The organism is Pacificibacter sp., from assembly GCF_039769035.1.
In the GTDB taxonomy this organism is placed as follows: Bacteria; Pseudomonadota; Alphaproteobacteria; order Rhodobacterales; family Rhodobacteraceae; genus Celeribacter.
The window spans coordinates 1-26,681 of record NZ_JBDMZG010000022.1 but is presented as its reverse complement, the minus strand read 5'-3'; the positions used below and the strand labels follow the sequence as shown (position 1 = coordinate 26,681).

Annotated in this window: 25 protein-coding genes and 1 tRNA gene; 14 read left to right on the top strand and 12 right to left on the bottom strand. The window is 51.8% G+C overall.

The genetic code is table 11. From position 1 onward, the window contains the following. Positions 1 to 8: 8 nt before the first annotated feature. From ABF287_RS02170 to ABF287_RS02150, 5 genes are all read left to right on the top strand, one after another. Complete coding sequence (locus ABF287_RS02170) at positions 9 to 776, top strand: SDR family oxidoreductase (protein ID WP_347183387.1); 768 nt, start codon at positions 9 to 11, stop codon at positions 774 to 776. Continuing rightward, positions 776 to 1,276 carry a gluconokinase gene (locus tag ABF287_RS02165; RefSeq protein WP_347183386.1) on the top strand — a complete coding sequence of 167 codons (501 nt, stop codon included), beginning with the start codon at positions 776 to 778 and terminating at the stop codon, positions 1,274 to 1,276. Before ABF287_RS02170 ends, ABF287_RS02165 begins: the two co-directional genes overlap by 1 nt. After that, on the top strand, positions 1,273 to 2,157 hold the full coding sequence (locus ABF287_RS02160; RefSeq protein WP_347183385.1) for an NAD(P)-dependent oxidoreductase: 885 nt from the start codon (positions 1,273 to 1,275) through the stop codon (positions 2,155 to 2,157). The genes ABF287_RS02165 and ABF287_RS02160 overlap by 4 nt, the downstream gene beginning before the upstream one ends. Then, positions 2,154 to 2,477 (top strand): hypothetical protein, encoded by a 324-nt coding sequence (locus tag ABF287_RS02155; RefSeq protein WP_347183384.1) that lies wholly within the window; start codon positions 2,154 to 2,156, stop codon positions 2,475 to 2,477. The genes ABF287_RS02160 and ABF287_RS02155 overlap by 4 nt, the downstream gene beginning before the upstream one ends. 123 nt (positions 2,478 to 2,600) lie before the next feature. Next, positions 2,601 to 3,605: a LacI family DNA-binding transcriptional regulator gene (locus ABF287_RS02150; protein WP_347183383.1), complete on the top strand. Its 1,005-nt coding sequence runs from the start codon at positions 2,601 to 2,603 to the stop codon at positions 3,603 to 3,605. 154 nt (positions 3,606 to 3,759) lie between these two features. Here the strand turns inward: ABF287_RS02150 and ABF287_RS02145 are convergent, their stop codons facing one another. Both ABF287_RS02145 and ABF287_RS02140 read right to left on the bottom strand, forming a co-directional pair. Further along, on the bottom strand, positions 3,760 to 4,524 hold the full coding sequence (locus tag ABF287_RS02145) for a hypothetical protein (RefSeq protein WP_347183382.1): 765 nt from the start codon (positions 4,522 to 4,524) through the stop codon (positions 3,760 to 3,762). Further along, positions 4,525 to 4,791, bottom strand: a complete 267-nt coding sequence (locus tag ABF287_RS02140; protein WP_347183381.1) for a hypothetical protein — start codon at positions 4,789 to 4,791, stop codon at positions 4,525 to 4,527. It lies immediately after the preceding gene. A 152-nt stretch (positions 4,792 to 4,943) separates the two neighbouring features. On the opposite strand from ABF287_RS02140, the gene ABF287_RS02135 reads away from it, so the two are divergent. Beyond that, positions 4,944 to 6,077 (top strand): glycosyltransferase, encoded by a 1,134-nt coding sequence (locus tag ABF287_RS02135; RefSeq protein ID WP_347183380.1) that lies wholly within the window; start codon positions 4,944 to 4,946, stop codon positions 6,075 to 6,077. Here the strand turns inward: ABF287_RS02135 and ABF287_RS02130 are convergent. The 6 genes from ABF287_RS02130 to ABF287_RS02105 all read right to left on the bottom strand — a co-directional run bounded on the left by ABF287_RS02130 (position 6,074) and on the right by ABF287_RS02105 (position 13,264). Then, entirely contained in the window at positions 6,074 to 7,300 is a 1,227-nt protein-coding gene (locus tag ABF287_RS02130; RefSeq protein ID WP_347183379.1) for an O-antigen ligase family protein, read from the bottom strand. The genes ABF287_RS02135 and ABF287_RS02130 overlap by 4 nt on opposite strands. Beyond that, entirely contained in the window at positions 7,300 to 8,229 is a 930-nt protein-coding gene (locus ABF287_RS02125; protein WP_347183378.1) for a sulfotransferase, read from the bottom strand. The genes ABF287_RS02130 and ABF287_RS02125 overlap by 1 nt, the downstream gene beginning before the upstream one ends. Before the next feature lies 1 nt (position 8,230). Beyond that, positions 8,231 to 9,385: a glycosyltransferase gene (locus ABF287_RS02120; protein WP_347183377.1), complete on the bottom strand. Its 1,155-nt coding sequence runs from the start codon at positions 9,383 to 9,385 to the stop codon at positions 8,231 to 8,233. 5 nt (positions 9,386 to 9,390) lie between these two features. Next, complete coding sequence (locus ABF287_RS02115; RefSeq protein WP_347183376.1) at positions 9,391 to 10,431, bottom strand: hypothetical protein; 1,041 nt, start codon at positions 10,429 to 10,431, stop codon at positions 9,391 to 9,393. A gap of 260 nt (positions 10,432 to 10,691) precedes the next feature. Continuing rightward, positions 10,692 to 11,798 (bottom strand): glycosyltransferase family 1 protein, encoded by a 1,107-nt coding sequence (locus tag ABF287_RS02110; protein WP_347183375.1) that lies wholly within the window; start codon positions 11,796 to 11,798, stop codon positions 10,692 to 10,694. A gap of 8 nt (positions 11,799 to 11,806) precedes the next feature. After that, positions 11,807 to 13,264: a mannose-1-phosphate guanylyltransferase/mannose-6-phosphate isomerase gene (locus tag ABF287_RS02105; RefSeq protein WP_347183374.1), complete on the bottom strand. Its 1,458-nt coding sequence runs from the start codon at positions 13,262 to 13,264 to the stop codon at positions 11,807 to 11,809. 374 nt (positions 13,265 to 13,638) lie between these two features. Between ABF287_RS02105 and ABF287_RS02100 the strand changes: the two genes are divergently transcribed. Next, complete coding sequence (locus ABF287_RS02100) at positions 13,639 to 15,033, top strand: phosphomannomutase (protein ID WP_347183373.1); 1,395 nt, start codon at positions 13,639 to 13,641, stop codon at positions 15,031 to 15,033. A 126-nt stretch (positions 15,034 to 15,159) separates the two neighbouring features. Continuing rightward, positions 15,160 to 17,253, top strand: coding sequence for a polysaccharide biosynthesis tyrosine autokinase (locus ABF287_RS02095; RefSeq protein ID WP_347183372.1), 2,094 nt, complete (start codon positions 15,160 to 15,162; stop codon positions 17,251 to 17,253). 209 nt (positions 17,254 to 17,462) lie between these two features. On the opposite strand, the gene ABF287_RS02090 is transcribed toward ABF287_RS02095, so the two are convergent. Continuing rightward, positions 17,463 to 17,539: transfer RNA gene (locus ABF287_RS02090), tRNA-Arg, on the bottom strand. A gap of 283 nt (positions 17,540 to 17,822) precedes the next feature. On the opposite strand from ABF287_RS02090, the gene ABF287_RS02085 reads away from it, so the two are divergent. Both ABF287_RS02085 and ilvD read left to right on the top strand, forming a co-directional pair. Then, positions 17,823 to 18,872: a LacI family DNA-binding transcriptional regulator gene (locus ABF287_RS02085; protein WP_347183371.1), complete on the top strand. Its 1,050-nt coding sequence runs from the start codon at positions 17,823 to 17,825 to the stop codon at positions 18,870 to 18,872. Between the two features lie 144 nt (positions 18,873 to 19,016). Further along, positions 19,017 to 20,861: a dihydroxy-acid dehydratase gene (gene ilvD / locus ABF287_RS02080; protein WP_347183370.1), complete on the top strand. Its 1,845-nt coding sequence runs from the start codon at positions 19,017 to 19,019 to the stop codon at positions 20,859 to 20,861. Between the two features lie 166 nt (positions 20,862 to 21,027). On the opposite strand, the gene ABF287_RS02075 is transcribed toward ilvD, so the two are convergent. Continuing rightward, the gene (locus ABF287_RS02075) at positions 21,028 to 21,273 is read right to left on the bottom strand and encodes a hypothetical protein (protein ID WP_347183369.1); all 246 of its coding nucleotides are present in this window, start codon (positions 21,271 to 21,273) and stop codon (positions 21,028 to 21,030) included. Positions 21,274 to 21,605: 332 nt separating this feature from the next. Next, positions 21,606 to 22,547: a transaldolase gene (tal, locus tag ABF287_RS02070; RefSeq protein WP_347183368.1), complete on the bottom strand. Its 942-nt coding sequence runs from the start codon at positions 22,545 to 22,547 to the stop codon at positions 21,606 to 21,608. Positions 22,548 to 22,826: 279 nt separating this feature from the next. Between tal and ABF287_RS02065 the strand changes: the two genes are divergently transcribed. The 3 genes from ABF287_RS02065 to ABF287_RS02055 are packed head-to-tail and all read left to right on the top strand — an operon-like array spanning position 22,827 to position 24,864. Then, complete coding sequence (locus ABF287_RS02065) at positions 22,827 to 23,609, top strand: DeoR/GlpR family DNA-binding transcription regulator (RefSeq protein ID WP_347183367.1); 783 nt, start codon at positions 22,827 to 22,829, stop codon at positions 23,607 to 23,609. Continuing rightward, positions 23,606 to 24,373: a triose-phosphate isomerase gene (locus tag ABF287_RS02060; protein WP_347183366.1), complete on the top strand. Its 768-nt coding sequence runs from the start codon at positions 23,606 to 23,608 to the stop codon at positions 24,371 to 24,373. The genes ABF287_RS02065 and ABF287_RS02060 overlap by 4 nt, the downstream gene beginning before the upstream one ends. Before the next feature lie 35 nt (positions 24,374 to 24,408). Beyond that, positions 24,409 to 24,864 (top strand): RpiB/LacA/LacB family sugar-phosphate isomerase, encoded by a 456-nt coding sequence (locus ABF287_RS02055; protein WP_347183365.1) that lies wholly within the window; start codon positions 24,409 to 24,411, stop codon positions 24,862 to 24,864. A 104-nt stretch (positions 24,865 to 24,968) separates the two neighbouring features. Here ABF287_RS02055 and oiaX read toward each other — a convergent pair whose 3' ends face one another. Next, the gene (gene oiaX / locus ABF287_RS02050; protein WP_347183364.1) at positions 24,969 to 26,216 is read right to left on the bottom strand and encodes a 3-oxo-isoapionate-4-phosphate decarboxylase OiaX; all 1,248 of its coding nucleotides are present in this window, start codon (positions 26,214 to 26,216) and stop codon (positions 24,969 to 24,971) included. Between the two features lie 205 nt (positions 26,217 to 26,421). On the opposite strand from oiaX, the gene ABF287_RS02045 reads away from it, so the two are divergent. Next, the coding region (locus ABF287_RS02045) for a GntR family transcriptional regulator (protein WP_347183363.1) at positions 26,422 to 26,681 on the top strand (260 nt) is incomplete at its 3' end.

Below are 26,681 nucleotides of genomic sequence, written 5' to 3'. Positions count from 1 at the left end.
ACCCGAAAATGAGCACTCAACTGTTTGACCTTACTGGAAAACGCGCCTTGATCACGGGCTCATCACAAGGCATCGGTTTTGCGTTGGCGCGAGGGCTGGCCGCTGCTGGCGCCAGTATTGTGCTCAATGGGCGCGACACAACCAAACTTGAGGCCGCAGCGGACATTCTGCGCGGTGAGGGGGCCAGCGTGGAAACGCTCGCCTTTGATGCAACAGACCATGACGGCGTGCGTGCAGCCGTCGACGGATTTGAGGCTACAACAGGCGCAATTGATATTTTGGTCAACAACGCAGGCATGCAGCACCGCACTGCTTTGGAAGATTTCCCAGCAGACGCATTTGAGCGCTTGTTGCAAACCAATGTCGCTTCGGTGTTTCACGTCGGCCAAGCCTGTGCGCGTCATATGATCAAACGCGGGGCTGGTAAAATCGTCAACATCGCCAGTGTGCAAACCGCGCTCGCGCGTCCGGGTATCGCGCCTTATACGGCGACCAAGGGCGCTGTTGCGAACCTGACAAAAGGCATGGCAACAGATTGGGCGCGCCACGGATTGCAATGTAACGCTTTGGCGCCAGGCTATTTTGACACGCCGCTCAATGCAGCACTTGTTGCCGATCCTGAGTTTTCCGCTTGGCTGGCCAATCGGACACCCGCGCAACGCTGGGGCAATGTCGAAGAACTGGTTGGAGCCTGCATTTTCTTGACGTCTGAAGCCTCGTCCTTTGTAAATGGTACCACAGTCTATGTGGATGGCGGCATCACGGCATCGCTTTGATGCAGCGCTTTATCGTCATGGGCGTGTCTGGATGCGGTAAGTCGTCCATCGGGGCGGGGTTTGCCGCTCAGATCGGCGCTGAGTTCGTGGATGGCGACGATCTGCACCCTGAATCAAATGTCGCCAAAATGAGCGCCGGCACACCATTGAATGATGCGGATCGTGCGCCATGGCTGGCGGCTGTTGGGCAGACGTTTGCATCGGGCGATTTGCCAATGGTGATTGGCTGCTCGGCGCTCAAGCGCAGTTACCGCGACATCATTCGTGACAATGCAGGTGGTCCAGTGGCGTTTCTGTTTTTGGATGGCTCGCGTGAGTTGATCGCCGCGCGTATGGCTGCGCGTGAGGACCACTTTATGCCACCGGCTTTGTTGGACAGTCAGTTTGCAACGCTAGAACGACCCGCCGCCAATGAGAGCGCTGTGCGCGTCAATATTGATCAGTCACCAAAGGACATCGTGGCCGAACTGGTCGCTTATTTTAAGAAGGAAACGATATGACCGTCACTGTCGGTTTGATTGGCGCGGGCGCGATGGGGGGAGCCATCGGCACCCGTCTGGCCCAAACTGGCAATAAAGTGCATGTGTTTGACTTGGACGCTGAGAAAGTCGCTGAACTTGTGGCGCATGGGGCTGTTGCAGCCTCCTCAGCTGCGGCGGCGGCCGCCGCCAGTGACTATGTGATCACCAGCCTGAATGCGGCGCGTATTGTTGATATCGCTGTCTTTGGGGCAGGAGGGGTCGCCGAAGGCGCTAAGCCCGGAACCGTGATCATTGATATGTCGTCAATCGATCCTGAAGCGACCAAAGATCTCGCGGCCAAGGCTAATGACAAAGGCTTGCGCTGGGTTGATGCCCCACTGTCTGGCGGCGCGCCCAAGGCATCGATTGGGGAGCTGACTTTGATGGCTGGCGGTGACGCAAAAGACGTGGCCGATGCGCATAACGTTTTGAAATATGTCGCAAGCAATTACACCCATATGGGACCCGTTGGGGCAGGGCAGACCACAAAGTTGATCAATCAGGTCTTGTGCGGATTGAATTTTTTGGCTGTGGCCGAAGCGACGCAACTGGCCTTGGACGCGGGCGTGGATGCCGCAAAAATACCGGTTGCTTTGAAAGGTGGCCGCGCAGACAGCGCTCTGTTGCAAGAATATATGCCGCGATATGTGGCGAAAGATTATCGTCGCACGGGTCGTATTGATAACATGGTCAAAGACCTGAACGGCGCTCAAGATTTGGCGCGGCGCACCAATACGCCCATGCCGATGACTGCGATTTGTGCCGAAGTTCACCGTTTGCTGACAGCTGCGGGTTTGGGCGGGGAGGACCAAGCGGCCCTGATGGAATATTTCAAAAGACCTGAGGAGGTGTCTATATGATAACACGCTATGCAATATTTGAGGGACAAGTAAACGAGGGGCAAACGGAAGCTTTTCGCGCGGCTGTTTTGGAAGAGCTTTTGCCAAAATGGCAAGCCATGCCGGGTGCGCGCACGGTGCGGGTGACCTTCACCAATGACGCGGACGACGGGGCACCGTCTTTCCCGATGATCATGGAAATTGACTATGATGATATGGATGCTGTGACAGCTGCGCTGGCCTCTCCTGAGCGTACAATCGGTAAAAGTGCCACCGAGGCTTTGTTGCCGCGTTTCTTTACAGGTCGCATCCATCACCACAACACGACCAAAGCTGCGTAAGATGATGCGACCTTGGTTACAAATGTTCCGAGGTCGCGCCCTATACGACAAGTTTAGGTGTTTGATATTGCGCTCTCTCTCTCGTCGAGCACATTGTTTTTAAATTGGATCTGAGGATTTTCGATGAAGCGTAGCCCAACGATGAAAGACGTCGCCCGAGAAGCGGGTGTGTCTGTTATGACCGTGAGCCGCGCGTTTAAAGAAGATGCTTCTGTCGGCGCTGCAACCCGCGAAAAGATCCGCGCGACCGCCGATGCGCTTGGCTACGTGTTTGATGTGTCGGCTGCAAATTTACGCAATCAGCGCAGTGACTTTATCGCGGTTACCATTCCGTCGCTGAACAACGCGAACTTTGCTGCAACTGTGGTGGCCTTGACCAACACGCTCAGTCAAGCGGGCTATCAAGTGCTTTTGGGTCATACGAATTACGATGTGATGCGTGAAGAACAGTTGATCAGTCAGTTTTTGCGCCGTCGCCCAGAAGCGATCATCGTGACGGGCGGTCATCACACTGACAGAGCGCGGCAAATGTTGAAAAACGCGGGCGTGCCTGTAATCGAAACATGGGATTGCCCCAAAGACCCTATCGGTCATGTCGTCGGGTTTTCCAATGCCGACACGATGAATCTGCTTGTTGATCATTTGGTCGCGCAGGGGCGAAAGCGTATTGCCTTTATGGGCGGCGATTCTGAAAGCGATACGCGCGGCCAAGACCGGCGTCGCGGTTTTCAGGATGCCATGCGCCGACATGGGTTGAAATCGGATAGGTTGGTTGGATCTGGTGCGCCACAAAAACCAATGCAAAAAGGGGCCAATGCGATGGCCAAACTGTTGGATCAGTTTCCCGAAACTGACGCGGTGGTTTGCGTGTCAGATTTGGTTGGTTTCGGTGCGCTGTCTGAGTGTCAGCGCCGCGGCATTTCTGTGCCGCAGCAAATCGCGATCGCTGGGTTTGGCGCCTACGACATTGCAGAGGTTTGCGTGCCTACTTTGACCACCATCGACCCCATGCCAACCGAAATTGGGGAAGCTTCTGCAGAGTTGGTTTTGGAACTGTTAAAGTCTTCTGAGGCGGTCACATCCAAATTAATTTCACCAAAGTTGAAGCTCGCACAATCAACATTGTAGCCCTCAAGCGGGCCCGCAGATACATTGTAAAAACACCCTGATCCAGCCGATTGCACACTGCACGATCAAGCCAGCCTAACTTGGAACACATGTGCTTAAAGGCACCTAACGCATTGTTAAACGCCATATGGCACAATGCGCTAGGAGTTATCTTTTAGTATTTGCTCAACAAAAAGCTTTCTACTTGCTCACGCTCATTGGATGAATCTACTCCAAGCAGCACAAGGCCATATAGACGCAAATGGGCGAGATCTGATGTAGAAGATTGCGCAAAAATACACGCGTTATTTGTTGTGCTTGTTGGAACATTGGTGCCCCCGCCTGAAGCAAAGGTCCAAGGTACTCCGTCTACAGCGCCTCTTTCTTCTGCGTAGGTACTTGATGCGCCGCGCCACCAGCTAAATGTATGATCGAGATTGACGGTCGCAGCGCCAAATCCGGCATATCCATTGTTGTGCCTCCAAGACGCGCCAGCTGTACCAACAGAGGCCGACAAGGTTCCTGTTTCCGCCACTCCACCAATGTGCAAAACGCGGTCGACCACATCGTAACTTAAAGGGCGCAACGCTGCGACAACGCTTAATGCCGGATTGGCTGCCAAACCAAACCGCGTATTGGCTTCCATGAAATCATCAACGCCATCGCTTTCGATCCAGTGTCGAACGCCATCTGTGTGATAGCTTGGTTTGCTGGCAGTATTCGTTTGCGACAGATGATATCCGTTTCCACTTTTGTCCAAGATTTTGCCCACAGGGTCACCATCTGAGGTAACCGCAATCGTACCAGCGGCATCTTGAAATAGAGTGCTTAAGTCGCTGGGGTCGTACCAAGCACTTAGGTTGGGCAAATTCGTGGGTTGCCACTGTGACTTACGCGAACCCGTTGCGAGACTGACCGTCTTGAAATCGAAGCCAAGCATTTAAGAAACCTGTAGCGCATGAATGCCACTTGCTGTTGTGCCTGAAGCCAAAATACGGCGGGCGCCAACAGGCAAAATGGAAAAATCACTAACCACAACAGATCGCGTGTTGCCATTTACGGTGACAAAATTGATGCTTCCACCGGTCTCAACATACACAGCAACTGCAACATCAGGAAAATCAACGATATCATTTGGTGTAACGGGCACGATATCTAGAGCTGGTCCAGAAAGAGGCGGCACGCGATTGGCAAAGGGATTAGACATGATGAGGTCCTTTTTAGGTCTAGTTTCTAGGCAAGTTCTGACAGTTGAAGTTTTAGACTTTTATAAGGGACCGTGCGGTGCTTTTACTTTGGAACCTGGTGTGTGAATGATGTAATCACGAACCAAAAACCAATGGCAAAAAGGTTATACCAATGACGGCTTCTAAAGCAGATGTTGCAATCGTCCATGATTGGTTGCCAGTTTTGGCGGGCGGTGAAAAAGTTGTACAGCAAATGGTACAAACGTTTCCCAATGCCTCAATCTACACCTTATTCGACTTCCTATCTGAAGAAGATCGCGCCCAGTTGTCCCAAGGACGACCTATTACGGTGAGCCGCCTCAACCAATTGCCTGGCGTGCAAAAATACTATCGCTATCTTTTGTTATCCTGTACGCGCGCCATCGAAGAGTTTGATGTCACGGAGCACGAAGTCGTTCTCAGTTCCTCAGCGGCGCTTGCCAAAGGGGTTCTCACATCTCCTGATCAACAACATTTCGCATATGTGCATAGCCCCGCGCGATACGCTTGGGATTTGACGCACGAGTATATCAACGGGATCGATGGGATCGCGGCAGCCGTGAAAAAGGCCGTTGCGCGCAGAATGATGCATAAATTTCGCCTTTGGGATATGCGCACAGCCCCTTCAGTTGATCACTTCATTGCCAACTCAGAATTCATCAAAAAACGCATCTGGAAAGTCTATCGCCGAGACGCCGACGTTATCTATCCACCTGTGAACACCGACGGTTTTACCTTGCCGGAAGGCGAACGTCAGGACCACTTTTTGGTGACGTCGCGCATGGTCCCTTACAAACATATTCCCATGATTGTCGCGGCTTTTTCACAGCGACCAAATCTAAAGTTGCATGTCGTCGGTGATGGCCCAGAAATGCCAGCTGTGCGCGCAGCAGCTGAATCAAATGTTGAAATCTTAGGTCACGTTCCCTTTGCGGACTTGAAACACCAAATGCAAACGGCGCGTGCTTTCGTGTTCGCTGCCAAGGAAGATTTTGGGATCGTTCCCGTCGAAGCTCAAGCCTGCGGCACACCTGTGATCGCATTGGGTCATGGCGGCACCGCCGAAACTGTGCGCCCCTTGGGACAGGATAAACCAACAGGTGTTTGGTTCGAAGAACAGACGGTTGAAAGCCTGCTGGGCGCACTCGACACATTCGTTGCTGAAGAGACAAACTTCACGCCCGAAACCTGCCGTGAAAACGCCCTGAGCTTTTCACAAGAGCGGTTTCGGCGCGCGTTGGCAGGCTATGTTGCGGAAAGAGTTTAAGAGATACGTCTCTCTTTTTTTTGGATGTAGAACCTGACCAACGCGAGTCCTGTAATGTACATTACAGGGATGGAATTCGACGGTGAAAAGAGCCGGTGCTCTGATAATGACATGAACATTAGTATGAGTAGGGAGAGGCTGGCAGCCTTACCTAGAGGGTCGTCCAAAGATCGAACCGTTCTATCAATATAAAGAAGTGACATAAGCAGAAGCATCAGGCCAACAACACCTTGTTCGGCGAGGACGTTTAGAAAGGTGTGATGAGCATGCGAAAATGTATGCTGAACCAGATACGTGTCTGCATATAATGTGTTGTTTCTCCCAACGTAGTGTAAGTCATCGTAGCTACCAAACCCCGCGCCCAACACCGGATGCTCTTTCCAAATACGCACGGCACGTGGCCACAAAACGCCTACTCGAATAAATATGTTGTAGTTGTTTCCATACGCAAAATTGCTCGCGTCAGGGTTTGATTTGTTAATTTCCTGAGCGCTTTCAGAATGCTCATGCTGAAAGAGTGCTTCGGTTGCAGGGCCAAATTTTTGCACGGCGTTGAAGGCGAGTTGGACCGTAAGAGATAGAAATACGAAGAATGTCAGCCATCGTAAAACTGTGTTGAATTTCAAAAATCCAATTGTGGCGACAATGATTAGGGCGAGTAAGCTTCCTCTCGACCCCGTTTCGATTGTTGCCAAAAACAGCGTGATTACAATTAGGATTCTGGTGCGCCCAGAGAAGAAATGCCAAGAGATAATGCATATTATTGCATAAAAACCTCCAGCCGCGTTGTGAGCTTTGAAGAGACCAAAGAAGTGTTCGTTATGGTTTATAAACGCATCAATTGGCCACATTACAATAAATGACAGTGCCGCGAATATGCATAAAGCGCGCAGCATTTGTTCGGTATTCGCATCTCGCGCGAAAGTAATTACAGACAATAGAACCAACAGCGTAATGAAGAAGTTTCCATCAGTTCTATAAAATGCAAACTCAATAAAAGAGTCTGGATTGTACGCGAGCGTGGAAATTATCGTGTATAGGGTGTAAATTACCAATGGCCAAATGATGGACAGAATTGTCAGTGAACGCTTGGAATATATTGCAAATATTCCAAAAGGTGCCGCCAAAACCGAAAGCGGAACCAAGTTCACAAATGCAAAAAGCGGCATTCTTTCCACGAGCCAGCTAATGCGATTGCTAATATTAATGCGCTTTAATGGCATTAATTATGTCTCCAATTCTTTTGGTATTCTGCCTCGAGCTGCAAAGTGAATTTGTTGTCACTTAAGGACACATTAGGAGGATTTTTCGCGCTTTCTTTAGAGTAAATTTTTTTAATGTATTTTTTCATGGGTACAGGCAAAACATGTGGCAACGTTGCCTCCAAAAAACGCTTTATACCTGTCTTGTACAAGAAATGGTCAATGCCGGAAAACCGTGCCATGTGACTGTTCGCATTTTCTCTTGGCAACGTGAGCTGCCCATTTTCATGGGTCAGTTCGGCAAAGGTTAAAAGGCGCGAAAGCCAAAGTTCTGGGTCGGCGACCACGTTCTCAAAGCACAATACCAAAATCTGTTTTTCGGGAAATATTTTCCGGTAACGTTCGAGCATGGCCGTATAATCGCTTTGCGCGAGATACATACGACAGTTGGCAAAGGTTGCTTTGTCCCCCAGTGCCACCTCTTCTGCCAAACAGTCCTCAAGGGGGCGTCTTTCCAACCCGGTTCGCCAATCCATAAGATAGTGAGATTTGATCCGGTCCGTCGGGTTACGTAAGACAGCCACAATTTTGGCCGCAGGGTTATAGTCATAAATTTTTTGAGCCGCGACATGTGAGGGAAGGTAGTTCGTACTCGCTTCGCCAATGACGCTTTGGTTTGTCAAATCCCTATAGAGCGAGGCATATTGGTCCGCTTCGTCCACAAGATGCATGTGCAAGGGAGGGCGTTCATCTTGGGCCAAATAAGAGGTGAGATCCACCAACCGTTGTCGTTCGAACTCTGTACGAAAATCGGCGTTAATATCAGGGCAGAAATGACAAGGCTCTTTGATCGGGGAAAAATATGTATCGGGCACAGCTTCAAGGAAACGAGCGATTGAGGTGGTGCCCGCCTTGGCGGCGCCAACGAGAAAAAAATTAGCTTTCGTCATCTCATTGTTTCCCTACTGCTGCGGCCAATAAGATTGCTTCGACACGGGCGATAAAATCATCATTCCACACCGCGCCCAAAGTTGGCTTTGCACCGATCATACTATTCATTGCGCTCGCTAGCGCATCGGGGGCATCGGGATTATAGAGCCGATGCTCTGACCTATCCGCAAGCATCTCTGGAATGCCACCACGCTGAGTAGCTATAATTGGCAGTCCGCGCCTTAGCCCTTCAACAATGACCAGCCCCTGCGGCTCGTGCCAGCGCGACGGAACGACAAGGCAGTCAATATTTGAATAGAATTCATCTGGAGGAACTTGGCCAAGCCAACGCACAGTGTCTGTCGGAAACTTGGCCTGCAAACTGCGCAGGTAAGCGTCCTCGCCTTTTCCCGCGATCAACAGGCGTGTTTCATCTGAAGAACGAGAGGTGAATGCCGTCAATAGGTCTTCGATGCCTTTGGCTTCTGTGACAGCGCCGATAAATCCGAAGGTGAAAGGGCCGGTCGCTTTGGGTGTGTACCCCTCGACGCTGGTCATATCTGTATTGTGCAAGACGTGCCAACGCGCGTCGCGATAAGCGCCATGTTCGATATGACGATCTCGGACAAATGCGCTTACAGCGATGACATCAGCAACGCTCGGAAAAGCGGGCCTCCATCCGGCCGTCAACACACGGCATGACAGGCAAGGGGTCGCACAGTTTTGGTTCTTTTTGTACATCGTTGTGCGCGGGCAAAGCGATGCGTAATCATGTAAATGTTGGACGACCGGAAGACCAAGAGAGGCGCAGGCCTGAAACAGCTGCGGCTGGAACCCTGTTGCGTTGTGAATATAGACAACAGAGGGGTTTATGTCCTTAAGGCGTTGTGTGAGAGAAGCGCCATTCACGCCGCCTACGGAATTGCGCGCATGCCACGCAAGCTTAGCAACAGGACCAAGGTCGAGCCCTTTTGCACCTGGGCGCTGACCATTGTTGTAAGTTAGTCGATGTACCGGGTACCCTAAATCGTCTTCGACCCCATCCTCTTCACCAAGTGCAAGAACGTGAACGGAATACTTGTCTTTGAAAGCCTGCGCGACACTCATCGCGACTTTTTCAGCACCACGCACTGGATCAGGATAGAACGATTGAGAGACAATAAGAATTTTATCCATTGATTTTATACTTCTCGATGTCCTTGCGTGAACTTCAGTACAGTTTTCATTTCGCTCTTCCAGATGTTTTTGGCATCACTCATGCCGATCCCAAAAACGCCGCAGCGTAGTCCTAGCCGAATATAAATCGCCAAACAGAGCCCAAAGTTCATGGCCCAAGAAATGGCGGCAACGACGATGGCGGCTGCTAGTGCGGTGTCGAAGAGGGGCAACAAAATCAACAAACCTATCGCCGCTAAAATGCTGATAAGGCTGCGGACTTTGGCTTCTCCAAACATGTTGAGAACAAGCGCGGTCGGTCCCAAAATTGCCCATGAGGTTTGACCAATCAAAAGCGCGATAAGGGCTGGAAAGGCTGGGCGATACGCGGGCCCAAACAACCACAAGAAAATTGCGCCAAACACGAGTAACAAGATCGACCCGATCATGCCGCTGACAAGCATCAACATGCTAGCGTGAGTGACAGCTTTTTGTCGTTCAGTTTCATTTGCTTGGGCAAGGTTGGGGCCAACGGCAGTTCTAACCGCTTCCGTGAAGAAAGTTCCAAGTTGCGAGATCCGTTCTGCGGCAATGAAAAGGGCCGCGGCACCTAGTCCTCCAGTGAGGCCGATGACAATTGCGGGCGCGCGCAGCAAAACCACAAGGCCAGCGTCGCCTGACCAAGTGATTAAGGCAATTCTCAAATGGGGTAGGGCAATCATTTCCCGCTTGGGTAACGCCAACTTGTGTAAGCACCATCGATCCCATGCAAGTGAGCTGAGCAACGCAATGCCAACAGCGATAAGAACAAAATTTGTAGTTAAGATTCCAAATGGCCAAGCCACCGCTATTAGAACCAATGGGACAAGTGATCGGATAATCGAATAGGCAAATAGGGCTTGTTGTAACTTCCCTGCGGCACGCAAAACATCACGCTCAACAGACATAAAACCTATCGCAAGGATCGATGCCCCAACCAACAATGCGATAGGTAAATCATTGGTAACCGGAGTATCCAAGCCAAACAGGGTCGCGAGCGCCAAGCCCACTGAAACGATAAGGCCCATGATGAAAACGGCCTGCCGTGCCTCTGCAAGCAGATTGCGAAACTCTTGCTTTTTCTGATCGCGCCAAAGGATGGACCCAAACCGCAAAACTGTCACATCGTACCCCATGACAGAAATGGCGCCACCGATCATGATGACGTTGATAGCAAAAAATACAAAACCAAAATCTTCTAGCGAAAGGGCGCGCGCAACGACAACGCTGAACAAAAGCCAAAGTGCTGTGCCGCCGACACGCAGTACGAGTGCGATAAACACCGATCCTAGCATATTGGCTCGACCTCGGCCTTAGCCACCGCATCTAGAAGCGTATTCGCGGCACGCGCCCATGTGAATTGGGCCGCATGCGCCGCTCCACGAATGGCGAGGCCTTCACACATTTGACTGTCATGCGCTAGTTTTTCCATCGCGATCGTCCATTCTTGTGGTTGATCGGGATTGGCGTAGAGCACCGCATCACCACAAACTTCAGGCACAGCGCCGCCGGTTGTCGCAATCACAGGGCATCCGCAACTCATTGCTTCAAGAGGCGGAAGGCCAAATCCTTCTGTTTTAGAAGGAAAAGCGAGCGCTCGAGCACCTTTGTAAAGTGCTTTCAGTTCAACATCACTGACGCGCCCTAAAAATTTGACGCCCTGTTCTTCAGTCAAGCCATGGTCACGAAATACCTTTGAGTTTCCTCCTCCCGCAATCACAAGCGGGATTGAAGTATCTTGGCGAGCTTTTGCAGCAGCAATCAACATCGGTAGATTTTTATGAGCGGCTAATGATCCAATCGCTAAAAAATAGGCCCCCGAAGACAAGCCAAATGTCGATAATGCGAATGAATCGTCAGGTATGCGATCCATATGATCTACGCCGTTATGAACAACCGTCGCTTTCCCCGAAGGGATCACCCCTGCCGTCTCCAATTCACGTCGCGAAAAATCCGAAACTGTAAGCACAACTTTGGATCGGCGAGAAACGCGTGGCAAAATGAAATGATACACTTTGCGAAAAGTCGAAGAATACGCATTTGGTTGTGTAAAGATTTGCGCATCATGAATCATGACAACTTGTTTCGAACGGAAAATAGATCCCAAATTACAAAGACTTAAAACCCAAAGTGAAGGTTTTAAGATCGCCAGTGCGAATTGTTCCCAGAAGTATCCACGTAACGGCAAAGTTTTCACCGTGTCTAATCCCATAAGTATTTGGGGGCGCTCATCTAGAGCCTCGACGGACGTGGACGGTAGCGCCAGCCTGAGGGACTGCCCTTCCTTCGATGACAAACACTCAATCAATGCCATAGAAAGTTCTGTAGCAACACGATCTACTCCCGTCATCTGACGCGTTAAAAACCGGCTATTCAGAACAAAATCTGTGCGCAAATTTGTCACTATCCTTTGGCACCTTGGCCGCGAGAATAGATGTCTTCATAGCGAATGATGTCATCTTCGCCAACGTACGAACCGGTTTGAACTTCGATCAAGACCATTGGCACTTTACCAGGGTTTTCCATGCGATGAACACAGCCCAAAGGCAGATAGACCGATTGGTTCTCTGTCACCAAGCGCACTTCATCATCGATTGTCACTTGGGCTGTGCCTTCAACCACAATCCAATGCTCTGAGCGGTGGAAATGGCTTTGCAAAGACAGCGCAGCGCCTGGATGCACATGAATCCGCTTCACTTGGAAGCGGCTGCCCACTGCAAGGCTTTCGAACCAGCCCCAAGGGCGGTGATCTTTCGGGAATGTCGTGGCCTGTACAGACCCTTTGGCTTTGAGGGCTGTTACGGCTTTTTTAACGTCTTGGGCGCGCGACATGTCTGCGACCAATACCGCATCATTCATCGCGATGGCCATCACATTTTTTAGGCCAATACCGACGACTTCAAGGTGCTCACTGTCCGACCGCAACAGGCTGTTTTCACATTCAATCGCCGTGGCATCGCCTGAGGTCACAACGCCATCGGCATCGGGGCCGGCTTCGCGCCAGACCGCGTCCCAACCGCCCAGATCAGACCAGCCGCCATCAAAGGGCACAACAGCCAAATTGGCCGCACGTTCCATGACAGCATAGTCGATGGAAATGTCTTCCGCTTGTCCCCACGCCTCAGGATCAAGGCGCAAAAACCCAAGGTCGATTTGCGCCGCATCAACGGCCGCGCTGACCGGCGCGGTGAGGCGTGGGGCATGCTCGGCGAAGGCCGCAACAATGTCTTTGGCTTTGAACAGGAAAATACCCGCGTTCCACATGAATGTGCCTGCATCCACCATTTCGGCAGCGCGCGCGGCATCTGGTTTTTCAACAAACTGTTTTAGATCGACTGCGGCACCAGAGGCATCAGGCTGCGCGGCCAATTCAAGATACCCATATGCCGTTTCTGCGTGGGTTGGCTTGATCCCAAACGTCACCAGTTTGCCCGCAGCAACCGAGGCAAGGCCCTTTTCAATCGCCGCATGGAACGCGTCTGTGTCGGGGACAACATGGTCGGACGGCGCGACAAGCATGATTGCTTCTGGATCCGTGGCAGTCAGATGCAAGGCCGCGGCCAAAATAGCAGGCGCCGTATTGCGACCTTCTGGTTCAATCAAAATGGCCCCTGGATCGATGCCAATTTCAGCCAATTGTTCTGTCACGATAAAGCGAAAATCAGACCCTGTTAACACCACTGGGGGCGTAAAATTCAGCGCGGAAGTCACACTGCTGAGGCGTTCTGCAGAGGCTTGAAACAACGTCTTTTTACCAACGAGCGGAACAAATTGCTTCGGGTAACTTTTGCGCGACAAGGGCCAAAGCCGTGTTCCAGATCCACCACATAGAATAACGGGTGTGATATGTGCTGAAATCATGGGGGTATGTCCTATAGATATGTCAAAGTTATGTTGTATTTCATATGCTTGTACATTTTTCTTCCCCGCGTGGGGCAGGTTGTTTTGTGAAAATATGGCGGCATATTAAAAATAGGTTCACTTTTTCTGAATAGCACTAAATTGGTAAACAAAACCTTTATTTTAAAGCTTCATTAAGAGGTGGTCCCCTGAGGATGTCAAACTTGACGGTGTATGCCACACCTTATAATTCCGACCAAAACCATTGATGCGAAGAGGGCCCTCCACGCGCAACACATCAATGCGGTTGGAATGAAAAAATACTTTTGCGTTTTGAAGGCTGCATATTGGTGCTAGAGCTTCATTAAAAGATTTCTCTGGCGAAAGGCCTTATTATGGCTCCTTCATTTGGCACCAGCGGTTTGCGCGGTCTTGTTATTGATCTGACCCAAGAGGTTGTCTCAGATTATGTGCATGCTTTTTTGACCACCGTTCCAGAGTGCAACACGCTTTTCATCGGTCAAGATTTGCGGCCATCCTCGCCAGACATCGCCCAGATGATTGCTCACACAGCCCTAGAGGGGGGGGTGAATGTCGTTGATTGCTTTGCTCTTGGCACGCCTGCGCTTGCCTTGGCGTCGATGTCGGCAAAAGCGGCGGCCATTATGGTCACTGGCAGCCACATTCCTGCAGATCGCAACGGTTTAAAATTCTACGTGCCACAAGGTGAAATTTCCAAAGAAGACGAACAGAAAATCAGCGCAGCTTATACGGCACGCGCGCGTCGCAAAGGCGCGGCAGGTACGCAAACCACCCTTCCAGAGGCCGAAACACTTTATGTGCAACGCTACATTGATGCGTTTGGTGAAACGGCGCTGTCAGGCCTGCGGCTCGGGGTCTACCGCCATTCGTCCGTTGCACGCGATACCATGGAAACAATTTTGACAGGTTTAGGTGCAACAGTGGTGCCTTTGGCCCATTCAGACACGTTTATCCCTGTTGATACAGAAGCCGTTGATGATGCGACGCGCGCCAATCTGGTGACATGGGCGCAATTGCATAGCCTAGATGCCGTGGCCTCAACCGATGGCGACGCAGACCGCCCGCTGCTTAGTGATGCTGCAGGCAAAGTCATTCCCGGAGATGTTCTTGGTGTTTTAACCGCGCAAGTGTTGGGCGCGAAAACTGTGATCACGCCGGTGTCGTCCAACGACATGGTGCGTCGGTGTCCGGAATTTGAAACGGTAATTTTAACGCGCATCGGGTCGCCTTTCGTCATCGCAGAGATGGAAAAGGCAAAATCGCCTGCAGACGCCTGCATCGGTTTTGAAGCCAACGGTGGTTTCTTGCTCGGCTTTGACGCAACCGTGTCAGGCCCTCTCGCAGCTCTGCCCACCCGCGATTGTATGCTGCCCATCATTGCCCCTTTGTTTGCCGCCAAACAGCAAGGCACTACGCTTGCAGACCTCGTATCGCATTTGCCAAGATGCTTTACCGCCGCGGACCGCCTACAAGAAATTGATAGCGCCAAAGCTGCGACGTTTTTGGCAGGACTAATTGATAATACCGAGACGCGCGCAGCCTTTTTCGCCCCCTTCGGGATCATTGTCAGCGTCGATCTAACAGATGGTTTGCGGGTCGACTTTGAAAGCGGCGACGTGGTGCACCTGCGCCCCTCAGGCAATGCACCGGAGTTCCGTATATATGCCCAATCCAGTTCCGAAACGCGCGCCAAAGAGCTCACCACGCGCGTGCGCGCTGTCGTTGCGACGCAGCTGGGTTCTAAATGAGTGAGCGCCAATTCTGGTGCAAGATCGTAATATTTTGAAAAATGATATTAGGGCAGTGGATATTAAGCTGTGGTTAACTAAAAATTCACTAAGAATAAGATTATCGTAATAATTGTAGAGAACCTCGTGTCGCAAAAGAACAATCCTTCGCGCAGCAGTGCAATAAATGAAGACATTCTCGACATCGGAGCTTCACTGAGCGTTTTGTGGCGCAAAAAGCTGTTGATCCTTGCCTTTATGATTGTGACAGCCGCGCTTGGGGCGCTTTATGCCACTCGTGTTGCTGTGCCCAAATACCGAGCTACGACGGTTGTCTTGCTGGATGCTTCGGGTCAACAGCTGTTAGATATCAGCTCTGTTTTGCCAAGTCTTGGAACGGATTCCGAGGCAATCAATACAGAGGTTGAAATTCTCAAAAGCCGCCGCTTGCTTGAGCGCGTGGTGAACGTGGCGGGTTTGACAGAAGATCCAGAATTCAACGTTTTTTTGCGCCCCTCAAGCTTTCAGGAACGACTGAAAAGCAGGGTGTTGGGCACCCCAGAGCGCGCACTTGCGAGCCAAGAAAAACAACGTTCTGCGGCCATCAATGAGCTCATAGCGCGCATTTCGGTACGCAATATTCCGCAAACCTATGTTCTGCAAATCACGTTGGAAACCGAGGATGCGCAAAAGTCTGCGACGATCGCAGACACAGTGGCAGAGCAATATATTCTGAATCAAATGGACGTGAAATTCGACGCCACGAAAAACGCGTCTGAATGGCTGGCGTCCCGCGTCGCCGATCTGAAATTGGAACTGGAGCAAGCCGAAGCCCGCGTAGCGGAATTTTCGGCCAAATCCGAAGCGGTCAGCAGCGAAAGCGTACAAGCACTTGATCGTCAACTCAAAGAGTCGCGTGATCGCTTGCAAACGACCCGCATGACCTTTGCTGAAGCCGAACGTCGACTGGCCACTTTGACAGCTTTAGAGACAGCAACAGATCAAGAGAAAGCAGAGCAGGCGGGAGATTCTCGACTGGCAAATCTGTGGCGTGAAACAGGGTCGAGCGCCCAATTTAACCTGCAATTCGCGCAGCTTCTCGCGCGGGCTCAATTGCAGGTTCAACGCCTCGACGCACAGGTACAAGGCTTGGCCGCGAATATTGAAGAACGCGAAGCCGAAATTGCAACGCAAAGCGATGAGATCATTCAGTTGCAACAGTTGTCACGCGAAGCCGAGGCAAGTCGGTTGCTGTATGAATACTTCTTAGGTCGCCTCAAAGAAACCTCAGCCCAAGAGGGTATTCAACAAGCAGACAGTCGCATTTTGTCAAACGCTGTTTTGCCAAGTTTCCCGTCTGAGCCGCGCACGTCATTGATCGTTGCAATGTCACTCATTTTCGGGGGCATGCTGGGCTGTGGCGTGGCCTTGCTGTTGGAAATGCGACAACAAGGCTATCGCCAAGCTAGCGATTTGGAAGTCGACACAGGCTTGCGGGTGATGGGGCAAATTCCAATCTTGCCAAACAACAATCGTCGCGATGGTCTGAAGTATCTGGCTGAAAAACCCACATCGGTTGCAGCTGAGGCCGTGCGCAATCTCAGGACATCGGTGCTGTTGTCTGGCGAGGAGAAAACTCCGCAGGTGATCATGTCGACTTCGTCTTTACCCGGCGAAGGCAAAACCACAGTGTCATTTGCATTGGCGCAAAACTTGATCGGATTGGGCAAAAAAGTTCTGTTGGTTGAAGGTGACATCCGCCGTCTTGTGTTCAGTCAATATCTGAACGTTGCCGACGCCAAAGGCTTGCAGAGCGTTCTGAATGGCGGTGTCGCTTTGAGTGATGCGGTCATTTATGACGAAATCCTTGGCGCGGACATCCTTGTCAGCGAACCCAGCACTGAAAACGCAGTCGATACCTTGTCGTCGCAACGCTTTTTGACATTCTTGGAAGCCGCACGCGAAGCCTATGATTTTGTGATCATCGACACGACGCCTGTGCTGGTCGTGTCTGACGCACGCGTTGTCGCTCAACACGTTGATGCCGTCTTGTTCACTGTTCAATGGGACAAAACATCGAAAACACAGGTCCATGACGCTTTGCAAATGTTTGAATCTGTTAACATCACGGTCAACGGGCTTGTGCTCAACCAAATCGACCCCAAAGGCATGAAACGCTATGGTTACGGCAATAGCTACGGGGCCTATGGGTCTTACGCGACGAAATACTATAAGAACTAGTTGCGGGCAGAGGTGGACAGATCGCGGCGAAAACTGCGGAGCCGTGGGGTAATTCGCGCCCGCGCATAATCCGTCTTATGTTAAAAGTGGTGCTGGCACCGATTAAGGGAAGCGTGGTCGAAATCTTGTGGCATCAGCCGTTCGTCACGCGGCGCCATTCTCGTTTCTCGTGCCATAGGATCAACTAAGTGGTCTCGCACTGCTCGCTTTGGTGACCCCGGCAGGATTCGAACCTGCAACCTGCCCCTTAGGAGGGGGCTGCTCTATCCAGTTGAGCCACGGGGCCACGCAATTGTGTTTTACCTGCACCGGTGGCAAAGGCAAGCCCGCTCAAACTGCGATTCATATATCTGGAAAAGGTAAGGGGGAGCGAATTTGGCCCACCACTCCCCCTCTAAATCCGAGACCGCACTGAGAGTAAGAGAGCTTGCAGGACGATTCGGATGTTTCTTAGGTGCGAAATCAATGAAATCGACCTGTTAGCGGTAACATAGCGACATCAGCGCGCGTGGACAAGGCCGATTTTCCATGTATTGTTGGCAGTGAAAAAGCAGTGGAGGCACGCAACGATGACGCAAACGCCAGTCAGACCAATTCCCAAACGTCCATTAACCTTGCGGGATGTGTCCGAAGCCTCCGGTGTTTCTGAAATGACGGTGAGCAGAGTTCTGCGAAATCGTGGGGATGTATCAGAAAACACACGAGAAAAAGTTTTGGCTGCCGCACGGGAGCTGGGCTATGTGCCAAACAAGATTGCTGGCGCGCTTGCATCTTCGCGCGTGAATCTTGTTGCTGTTATCATTCCATCATTGTCCAACATGGTTTTTCCTGAGGTTATGACGGGCATTTCCGAAATTTTGGATGACACCGAATTGCAGCCAGTGGTTGGCGTGACCCATTATAAACCCGAGCGCGAAGAAGCAGTTCTTTATGAAATGCTGTCATGGCGTCCGTCTGGCGTGATTGTCGCGGGTCTAGAGCACACCGAAGCCGCGAAAGCGATGTTGAGCGCCGCGGGCATTCCTATCGTTGAAATCATGGACACTGACGGTGACGCGATCGATGCCGCCGTTGGCATTTCGCACCGCCGTGCGGGTCGTAAAATGGCGCAAGCGATTGTGGATGCTGGCTATAAACGCATCGGGTTTTTGGGCACGAAAATGCCGCTGGATCACCGCGCGCGCAAACGTTTTGAGGGCTTTACCGAATCTCTTGCCAAAGCGGGTTTAGAGGTTGCGGATCAAGAGTTTTATTCGGGCGGCTCAGCTTTGGCCAAGGGTCGCGAGATGACGGAAACTATTCTGAGCCGCACCCCAGATTTGGATTTTCTATATTATTCCAATGACATGATCGGTGCTGGTGGGCTGCTTTACTGTCTTGAAAACGGAATTGATGTGCCCGGTCAAATTGGTTTGGCGGGCTTCAATGGCATTGAGTTTCTCGATGGTTTGCCGCGCCAATTGGCCACAATGGATGCCTGCCGTGTTGAAATCGGTCGTGCGGCGGCTCAAATCATTGCAGATCGTGCGGCCAATCCAAGCGCCGAAGGCAAAGAGTTGGTTGTTCTTGATCCGTCACTTGACTTTGGTGACACGCTCAAGCGGCTCAAAAAGCTCTAAAACCTATGAATTTGCGCAGGGTTGCACAGTTTTGGGCTCCATATTGGTGTACCAACTGGAATTGTGCGCGCGAACACCGTATGTATCCAACAAAATATGGGCTTCGAGCCCAAAACGACTCAAGCGAATACGAAAGTTAGCACAATGCCTCATTATAAATCTCGTCGTTCCACGCATGGCCGTAATATGGCAGGGGCCCGTGGCCTTTGGCGCGCAACTGGTATGAAAGATGGTGACTTCGGCAAGCCAATCATCGCTGTCGTAAACTCCTTCACGCAGTTTGTGCCTGGTCACGTCCACTTGAAAGACCTCGGCCAAATGGTTGCGCGCGAGATTGAAGAAGCGGGGGGCGTTGCCAAAGAATTCAACACCATTGCTGTGGATGATGGTATCGCCATGGGCCACGACGGCATGTTGTACTCCCTGCCCTCACGTGAGTTGATTGCGGATTCTGTGGAATACATGGTCAACGCCCACTGTGCGGATGCGATGGTTTGTATTTCCAACTGCGATAAGATCACACCTGGCATGATGATGGCCGCGATGCGCCTGAACATCCCTGTGATTTTCGTCTCTGGTGGTCCGATGGAAGCGGGCAAAGTGACCATGGATGATCTTGAGATCAGCAAGGTCGATTTGGTCGACGCGATGGTTGCAGCAGCTGACGACAAATACACCGACGAGCAAGTCAAACACATCGAAGAGAATGCCTGCCCGACCTGTGGGTCTTGTTCTGGCATGTTCACCGCGAACTCTATGAACTGTTTGGCCGAAGCATTGGGTCTGGCTTTGCCGGGCAACGGGTCGACTTTGGCGACACACATTGATCGCAAGCGCCTGTTCTTGGAAGCGGGTCGCAAGATCGTTGAAATCACCAAAGCGCACTACGAAGACGAAAAACCGGGTCTGTTGCCACGTGACATTGCTAACTTTGAGGCCTTTGAAAACGCCATGTCTTTGGACATCGCAATGGGTGGTTCGACCAACACTGTGCTTCACCTGTTGGCCATCGCTCACGAAGGTGGCGTCGATTTCACCATGGCGGATATGGACCGTCTGTCACGCAAAGTGCCCTGCCTGTGTAAGGTCGCGCCGAACACGATCAACGTGCATATGGAAGACATCCACCGTGCGGGCGGCATCTTTGGCATTTTGGGCGAATTGCATCGCGGGGGCTTGCTGCACGGCGATGTGCCAACAGTGCATTCCGATACGATGGCGCAGGCGATTTCCAAATGGGACATCAAAGTTGCCAACACGCCTGAAACCAATTCGTTCTACCGTGCAGCGCCTGGCGGCGTGCGCACCACGCAGGCCTTTTCCACAGACAACCGCTACAAAGCGCTGGATGATGACCGTGAAAACGGCGTTGTACGCTCTGTCGAGCACGCGTTCTCAAAGGACGGCGGCTTGGCTGTTTTGTTCGGCAATCTCGCGGAAAACGGCTGTATCGTGAAAACGGCGGGCGTGGATGAGAGCAACCTGACTTTCACAGGCAAAGCGCATGTCTTTGACAGCCAAGACGACGCGGTGCAGGGCATTTTGACCCGTAAAGTGGAATCCGGCGATGTGGTTGTGATCCGTTTTGAAGGCCCACAAGGCGGCCCAGGCATGCAAGAGATGCTCTACCCGACGTCCTACTTGAAATCCAAAGGCTTGGGCAAAAAATGTGCTTTGCTCACCGATGGTCGTTTCTCTGGTGGTACGTCAGGTTTGTCCATCGGGCACGTCTCGCCTGAGGCGGCAGAAGGCGGCTTGATCGGCTTGGTGCAAAACGGCGATCCAATTGAGATCGACATTCCAAACCGCAGCATTCACTTGGCCATCTCAGACGACGAAATCGCCAAGCGCCGCGAAGCCGCTGGCCCACTGCCATGGGCCCCAGCTGAAGATCGCCCACGTTTCGTATCCACAGCGCTGAAAGCCTATGCGGCCTTTGCATCGTCTGCAGCGACCGGCGCGGTGCGGATTTTGCCAGACAGCAAGTAGCACTTCGAAATTTATCTTTAAAAAAGACACCGCTGCAGAAATGTAGCGGTGTTTTTTTGTGAGTGCATGACTTCAAAACAGTTGGTGGACGTCACAAAGCAAAAAGGCGCCCATCGGCGCCTATTGGTAACCGCATTATTCCAGCTGCAAGCGTGCGGCCAAAGACTTAGTTGGTGGACGTTGTGCCGTGTGCCTGAGCGAGGTTGAACAAACCAAGAGCGGTTCCAACCATTGAAGGCGTGGCCCCAGCCGCTGCAGCCGATGTTGCAATCGTTGAGGCAGTGATTCCGTTTGCTGAAGCTGATCGGTGAGCGTTGAACGAAATTGAAGGACGGTCAGCGGCAGCTGGAACAGTAAGGCCAGCAGTTGCAGCGAAAGTTGTAGCAATAAGAGCGGCTTTGAGCGTTTTCATAGAGGTACTCTCTCTAACAATAAAAGGATGTCACCAAACGAAACGCATGAGGCGACAGAACTGATTTCTTCTTTTTAAATATCGTACCGATTTCCACGTTGCACGGAAAAAGTACCAAAAATTGGAACCATGTCGGCTGGGTGCAGCGCTGGAGTTGGGTGCAACTATTCAGCGTTTTAGAGGAGGATCTTATCAATTCTGACATTTAGTGCACTTGGTTTCACAAGAAACCAGACACGAGCTGCCAAGCTATTATGAGCGCATTCGGATGCGCCACAGATATTGTGATTTTGGGGGTGCTCAGGCCGCATTGCTGCGACCTGAGCAGATATTTACATGCGCTCAGCAATAAGGCCGATCAGTTTCTTGTGGTCGGCATCGAAATTGCGGATGCCTTCGGCGAGTTTTTCCGTCGCCATTGGATCAGCATTCATTTCCCAACGGAATGTTGCTTCGTCCATCGCGATTGGTGCCATGCCACTTGTGTTCTCAGGTGACAAAACGCGTGGCAATTCAGCTGGGTCATTGCCCATTTCGTCCAACAGGCTCGGTGCGATTGTGAGGTTATCACAGCCAGCCAGCGCTTTGATTTGGTCCGTGTTGCGGAAAGACGCGCCCATGACAACGGTGTCGATGCCGTTGGATTTGTAGTAATCGTAAATCTTGCGCACTGACTTTACACCCGGATCTTCGTCTGGCGTGTAGCTGTCGCGGCCTTCCGCTTTCTTGTACCAATCGGTGATCCGGCCAACGAAAGGTGAGATCAAGAACGCTTTGGCATCTGCACAGGCAACGGCTTGCGCCATTGAGAACAAGAGCGTCAGGTTACAATCGATGCCATCCTTTTGCAGGATTTCAGCGGCACGAATGCCTTCCCAAGTCGCGGCAAGTTTGATCAGGATTTGACCTTTGTCGACGCCACGCTTTTCGTATTCAGCAACAATGGCACGCGCCCGTGCGACTGATTTTTCGGTGTCGAACGACAGACATGCATCAACTTCAGTAGACACGCGACCGGGAACAAGCGCAGCAAGTTCAGCACCCATTGCCACTGTCAAAACGTCTGTCACCTGCTCGGGTGTCAGGTTCGCTTTCTTGCCCGCTTCGATTTCGCGCGCAACAAGGGCTTCAGAAGCCGGATCAACGAGTGCTTTCAACACCAATGAAGGGTTTGTTGTGCAATCCACCGGTTTATAGGTTTTCACTGCGGCAACCTCGCCCGTGTCTGCGACGACAGTTGTCATAGTTCGAAGTTGGTCCAACACATTTGTCATGTTGTGATTCCTTATCTCTGGGTCAGTGTCTCAAATCAGGTTGAGGTTTGGTCGCGGTCAACCTGTCCTTTTTTGACGGCATGTGCAACGTGTTCTGCGTTTATTTTACGTATCTCGGCGCAGGCGATTGACGCTCATCTGGTACAGGCAAAGATAAAATAAGACAACAAAAAGTCACAAAATAACAAATTTTGTGTGGCAAAAAGTGCATTAAGTGATACTCATCATGCCAGTTGGGCGGCGAATAGCCCCTGCCCCGTAGCAAATTGTGAGATCACCATGAAACGCGATGACAGGCGTCAGGCCATAATGGATTTGTTGGTGTCTGAAGGATCTGTTGATCTTGAGGACCTTGCCCAGCGTTTTGTGGTCTCAAAGATGACCATTCACCGCGATTTGGATGATCTTGAGGCGACAGGCGTCATGCGCAAAGTGCGTGGCGGTGGCACCATTGATGCAGGCACGCAGTTTGAAAGCGATTTCCGGTTTCGTGCGCAGTACGACCGTGCTGCGAAGGTTGCGATGTCCAATGCTGCACTTGATCTTGTTGAACCCGGCATGACCGTGATGATCAATGATGGCTCCACAGCTGCAATCTTGGGAGAACGTCTGCGTGACAAACGCCCTTTGACTGTGATCACCAACAACGCGGCCGTGATTGACGCGCTCAAAACCGAAACGGGCGTCACGCTGATTGCCGTCGGCGGGACCTATTCAGCCAAGTTCAACGGCTTTTTCGGCATGCTGACAGAGAATGCATTGGCCGGATTGCGTGCTGACATTGCCTTTTTATCTGCGCCAGCCGTGAGTGGCACCACCGTGTTCCACATGGATGAGGCCGTCATCAGTTCAAAGCGCGCCATGATCGCTGCGGGCACCAAGACTTGCTTGTTGGTGCATCACAGTCGATTTGCGCGCACTGCGCTGCATAAGCTCGCCGACCTATCAGAATTTGATGCGGTGATCACAGACACGCGGCCTGCGCGCGACAGTATTTCAGACTTAGAACAGGCCGGCATCACACTAACGATCGCCGCACAAGACACAGGAGTAAACGCATGACACATCCGCAGTATTGGATTGGCACCAGTTGGAAGATGAACAAGGTCCTTGCCGAGGCGCAAGAGTTTGCCCACGCTTTGGCCGCGACGGATGATGATCGTGATCCCCGTATTCAGCGGTTTGTCATCCCCTCTTTTCCGAATGTGCGTGAGGTCAAACAGATCTTGGCAGAGACCTCTGTTCGGGTTGGTGTTCAGAATATGCATTGGGAAGATGCAGGCGCTTGGACGGGCGAAGTGTCGCCTTTGATGGTCAAAGACTGCGGGGCCGACATTGTTGAATTGGGCCACTCAGAAAGACGTGCCTTTTTCGGTGAAACGGATGAGACTGTGGGCCTGAAAGTCGAAGCTGCCGTGCGCCACGGAATGACTCCGCTCATTTGTATTGGCGAAACACTCGAAGACCGCGAGGCAGGACTCGCCACCGACGTGCTCGCTGCACAAGTCCGCGGCGCTTTGGGCAACTTGTCACGAACCCAAAAGACCAACCAAATTTTGCTTGCCTACGAACCTGTCTGGGCCATTGGAACGCACGGCATTCCCGCAACGCCAGACTATGGAGAAGCGCGTCAGGCAGAAATTATCGAGGTCGCGCATTCCGTTTTAGGCCGCACAATCCCTTGCCTCTACGGCGGATCCGTTAATCCTGAAAACTGTGTCGACTTCATGCAATGTCCTCATGTCGACGGGCTGTTTATCGGGCGTTCAGCTTGGTCAGTTGAGGGATACCTCGACATTTTGGCCAAATGCGCCGCGAAAATTTGAACATGTAATTCCCTCCATCCCAAAAGGAGATCCCAATGAAAATAGCTGTTGCTGGCGATTCCGCAGGTGAAGGCCTTGCAAGTGTTCTTGCCGAACACCTGTCTGCCTCTCACGATGTGACCGAGCTTTCGCGCACTGAGAACGGCCCCGACGCCTTTTATGCAGACCTCTCAGACCGCGTGGCTTCTGCCGTTCTTGCAGGTACATATGACCGCGCCATTTTGGTTTGTGGCACAGGTATCGGCGTGTGCTTGGGGGCCAACAAAGTGCCGGGCATTCGCGCGGCGCAATGCCACGACGTGTATTCGGCAGGCAAGGCCGCGACGTCAAACAATGCCCAGATCATCACGATGGGTGCACGTGTCATTGGCGCAGAATTGGCAAAAATGATTGCCGACACATTTCTCGACAGCGCGTTTGATCCCGCTGGGAAGTCTGCCGGAAATGTTGATGCCATCAATGCGGTCGATGCAAAATACAACGCGTCATAATTTGGCATAAAAATATCGCGCGTTCTGGTTTCAGCGCGCGCGATACTTCAATTTGGGGTTCATAAGGCTCATTCGCGCCTGAAGCTATCATACTCTGACGCGGTTCAGTCTTGCCATTTGGCCAAGGCCGCCGCGAGCTCAGGATGCGATTTGGCCTTAGCCTCTAGCGAGACATCATCGCGCGCTGCATCCCACGCTTGCCGTATGGCCGCAACACCGCTGGTCGCGCCCATGGGGTGCCCATGAATGCCGCCACCACCAAGATACATAAGATCCAGCGTGCGGCCTGTGCGATTGTACGTCTCCACGGCCTGTCCGCCCCATTGGCCCGAGCACACTACAGGTAGAGCACAGTCGTCTTGCGAAAAGATCGGCGTCGTGACGTCCGTGAAAGACTTCACAAAACTTTCGTCAGGTTCCCAATACTTGGCGCGAATGCCATTGATTTGAAACTGATCCACCCCAAGCAGGCGCCAGATTTTTTGGTAAGCGCGAAACTCCATACCAAGCCCCGGATGGCGGGTCAAAATATCCCAACCATTGCGGTGCGCGTGCAAGCACAGGCCTGAGCGTTTGCGCAAGAACGCCATGCCGCCATACCCAATCGAATTGATGTTGATCACGGCTGCATTGCCACCATGTTCCATCACCAAGTCATGATTGCGCATCATCACATCAGGATCGGCCGATGAGATGCCAAAGGCATACATGACTTTCTTACCGGTCTTTTGCTCGTGGTCCTTGATCACTGGCATGATGGCCTTCACCCGCTCTTCGAACGGCGAATAGCTGGGGCTCATCAATTTTTCGTCGTCTTTGATGAAGTCAACGCCCGCTTCACACAGCTGTTTGATGACGGCCGCAGCTTCCGACGGCAGCAATCCAAGGGACGGTTTGATGATGGAGGCAATGATGGGCCCTTGCATTACGCCGGTCAGTTGGCGTGAACCTTTGATGCCAAATTGTGGCCCTGGATGGCAGGCCCATGCGTCTGGCAAGTCAATGTCCATGACGCGCACGCCAGTCAGTCCCCGCACCGCGAAAACACCGCCGATTGTGATGGTCATTAAGGCCGCAATATCGGTGCCGACAGCATCTAAAGGGTACGAAATGACGACATCAGCGCGGTTGTAAGGGCCTGTGCCAGCATCAGGAATAGACGGCGTGTCGCTTGGCGCCAAAGGCGTGATTTTCACAACCGTTGCCGCGCATCGTGCTTGCACTTCTGCGGTTTCCCCGGGCACGGCGGTAAAGGTGCCTGTCGATTGATCCGATGCGATTTTGGCAGCGAGTGCCTCAATATTTCCGGATGTTTCGAGTCGGTATGTGACGTTAATGGACGTGGTGGACATTGCGAGCCTCTGTGCTAGGTGTGGCAACTCTAGTGATCATCATACCAGTTTGCAATGTTTTCCCGAATTTCGATTGAATGAGATATTTCACCGCTTATGTTGTGATCAGAAGTCTCTTCTGGACAAGTTTCTCTTGAATGCGCAGGTGGTCATCACATCATATATGTGCAACAGTTACGAAACTCAGAAGGTAGAACATAATCCCATGGCGTCAGATTCCAAATCCAAGTTAGGTTCTTTGAACACCCCGATTGTACGGCAAAAACTGTCCGATCAGGTTTTCGATCGGCTGTGGGATATGATCCAAACGGGCGAACTATCTGCTGGGGATTTTATGCCTTCAGAGCGGGTGCTCATGGAGAAGTTTGGCGTCGGTCGCCCCGCTGTGCGTGAGGCGCTGCAAATGATGGCCAACAAGGGTTTGATCTCGATTTCCCACGGCGAACGCAGCAAGGTCAACAAGCT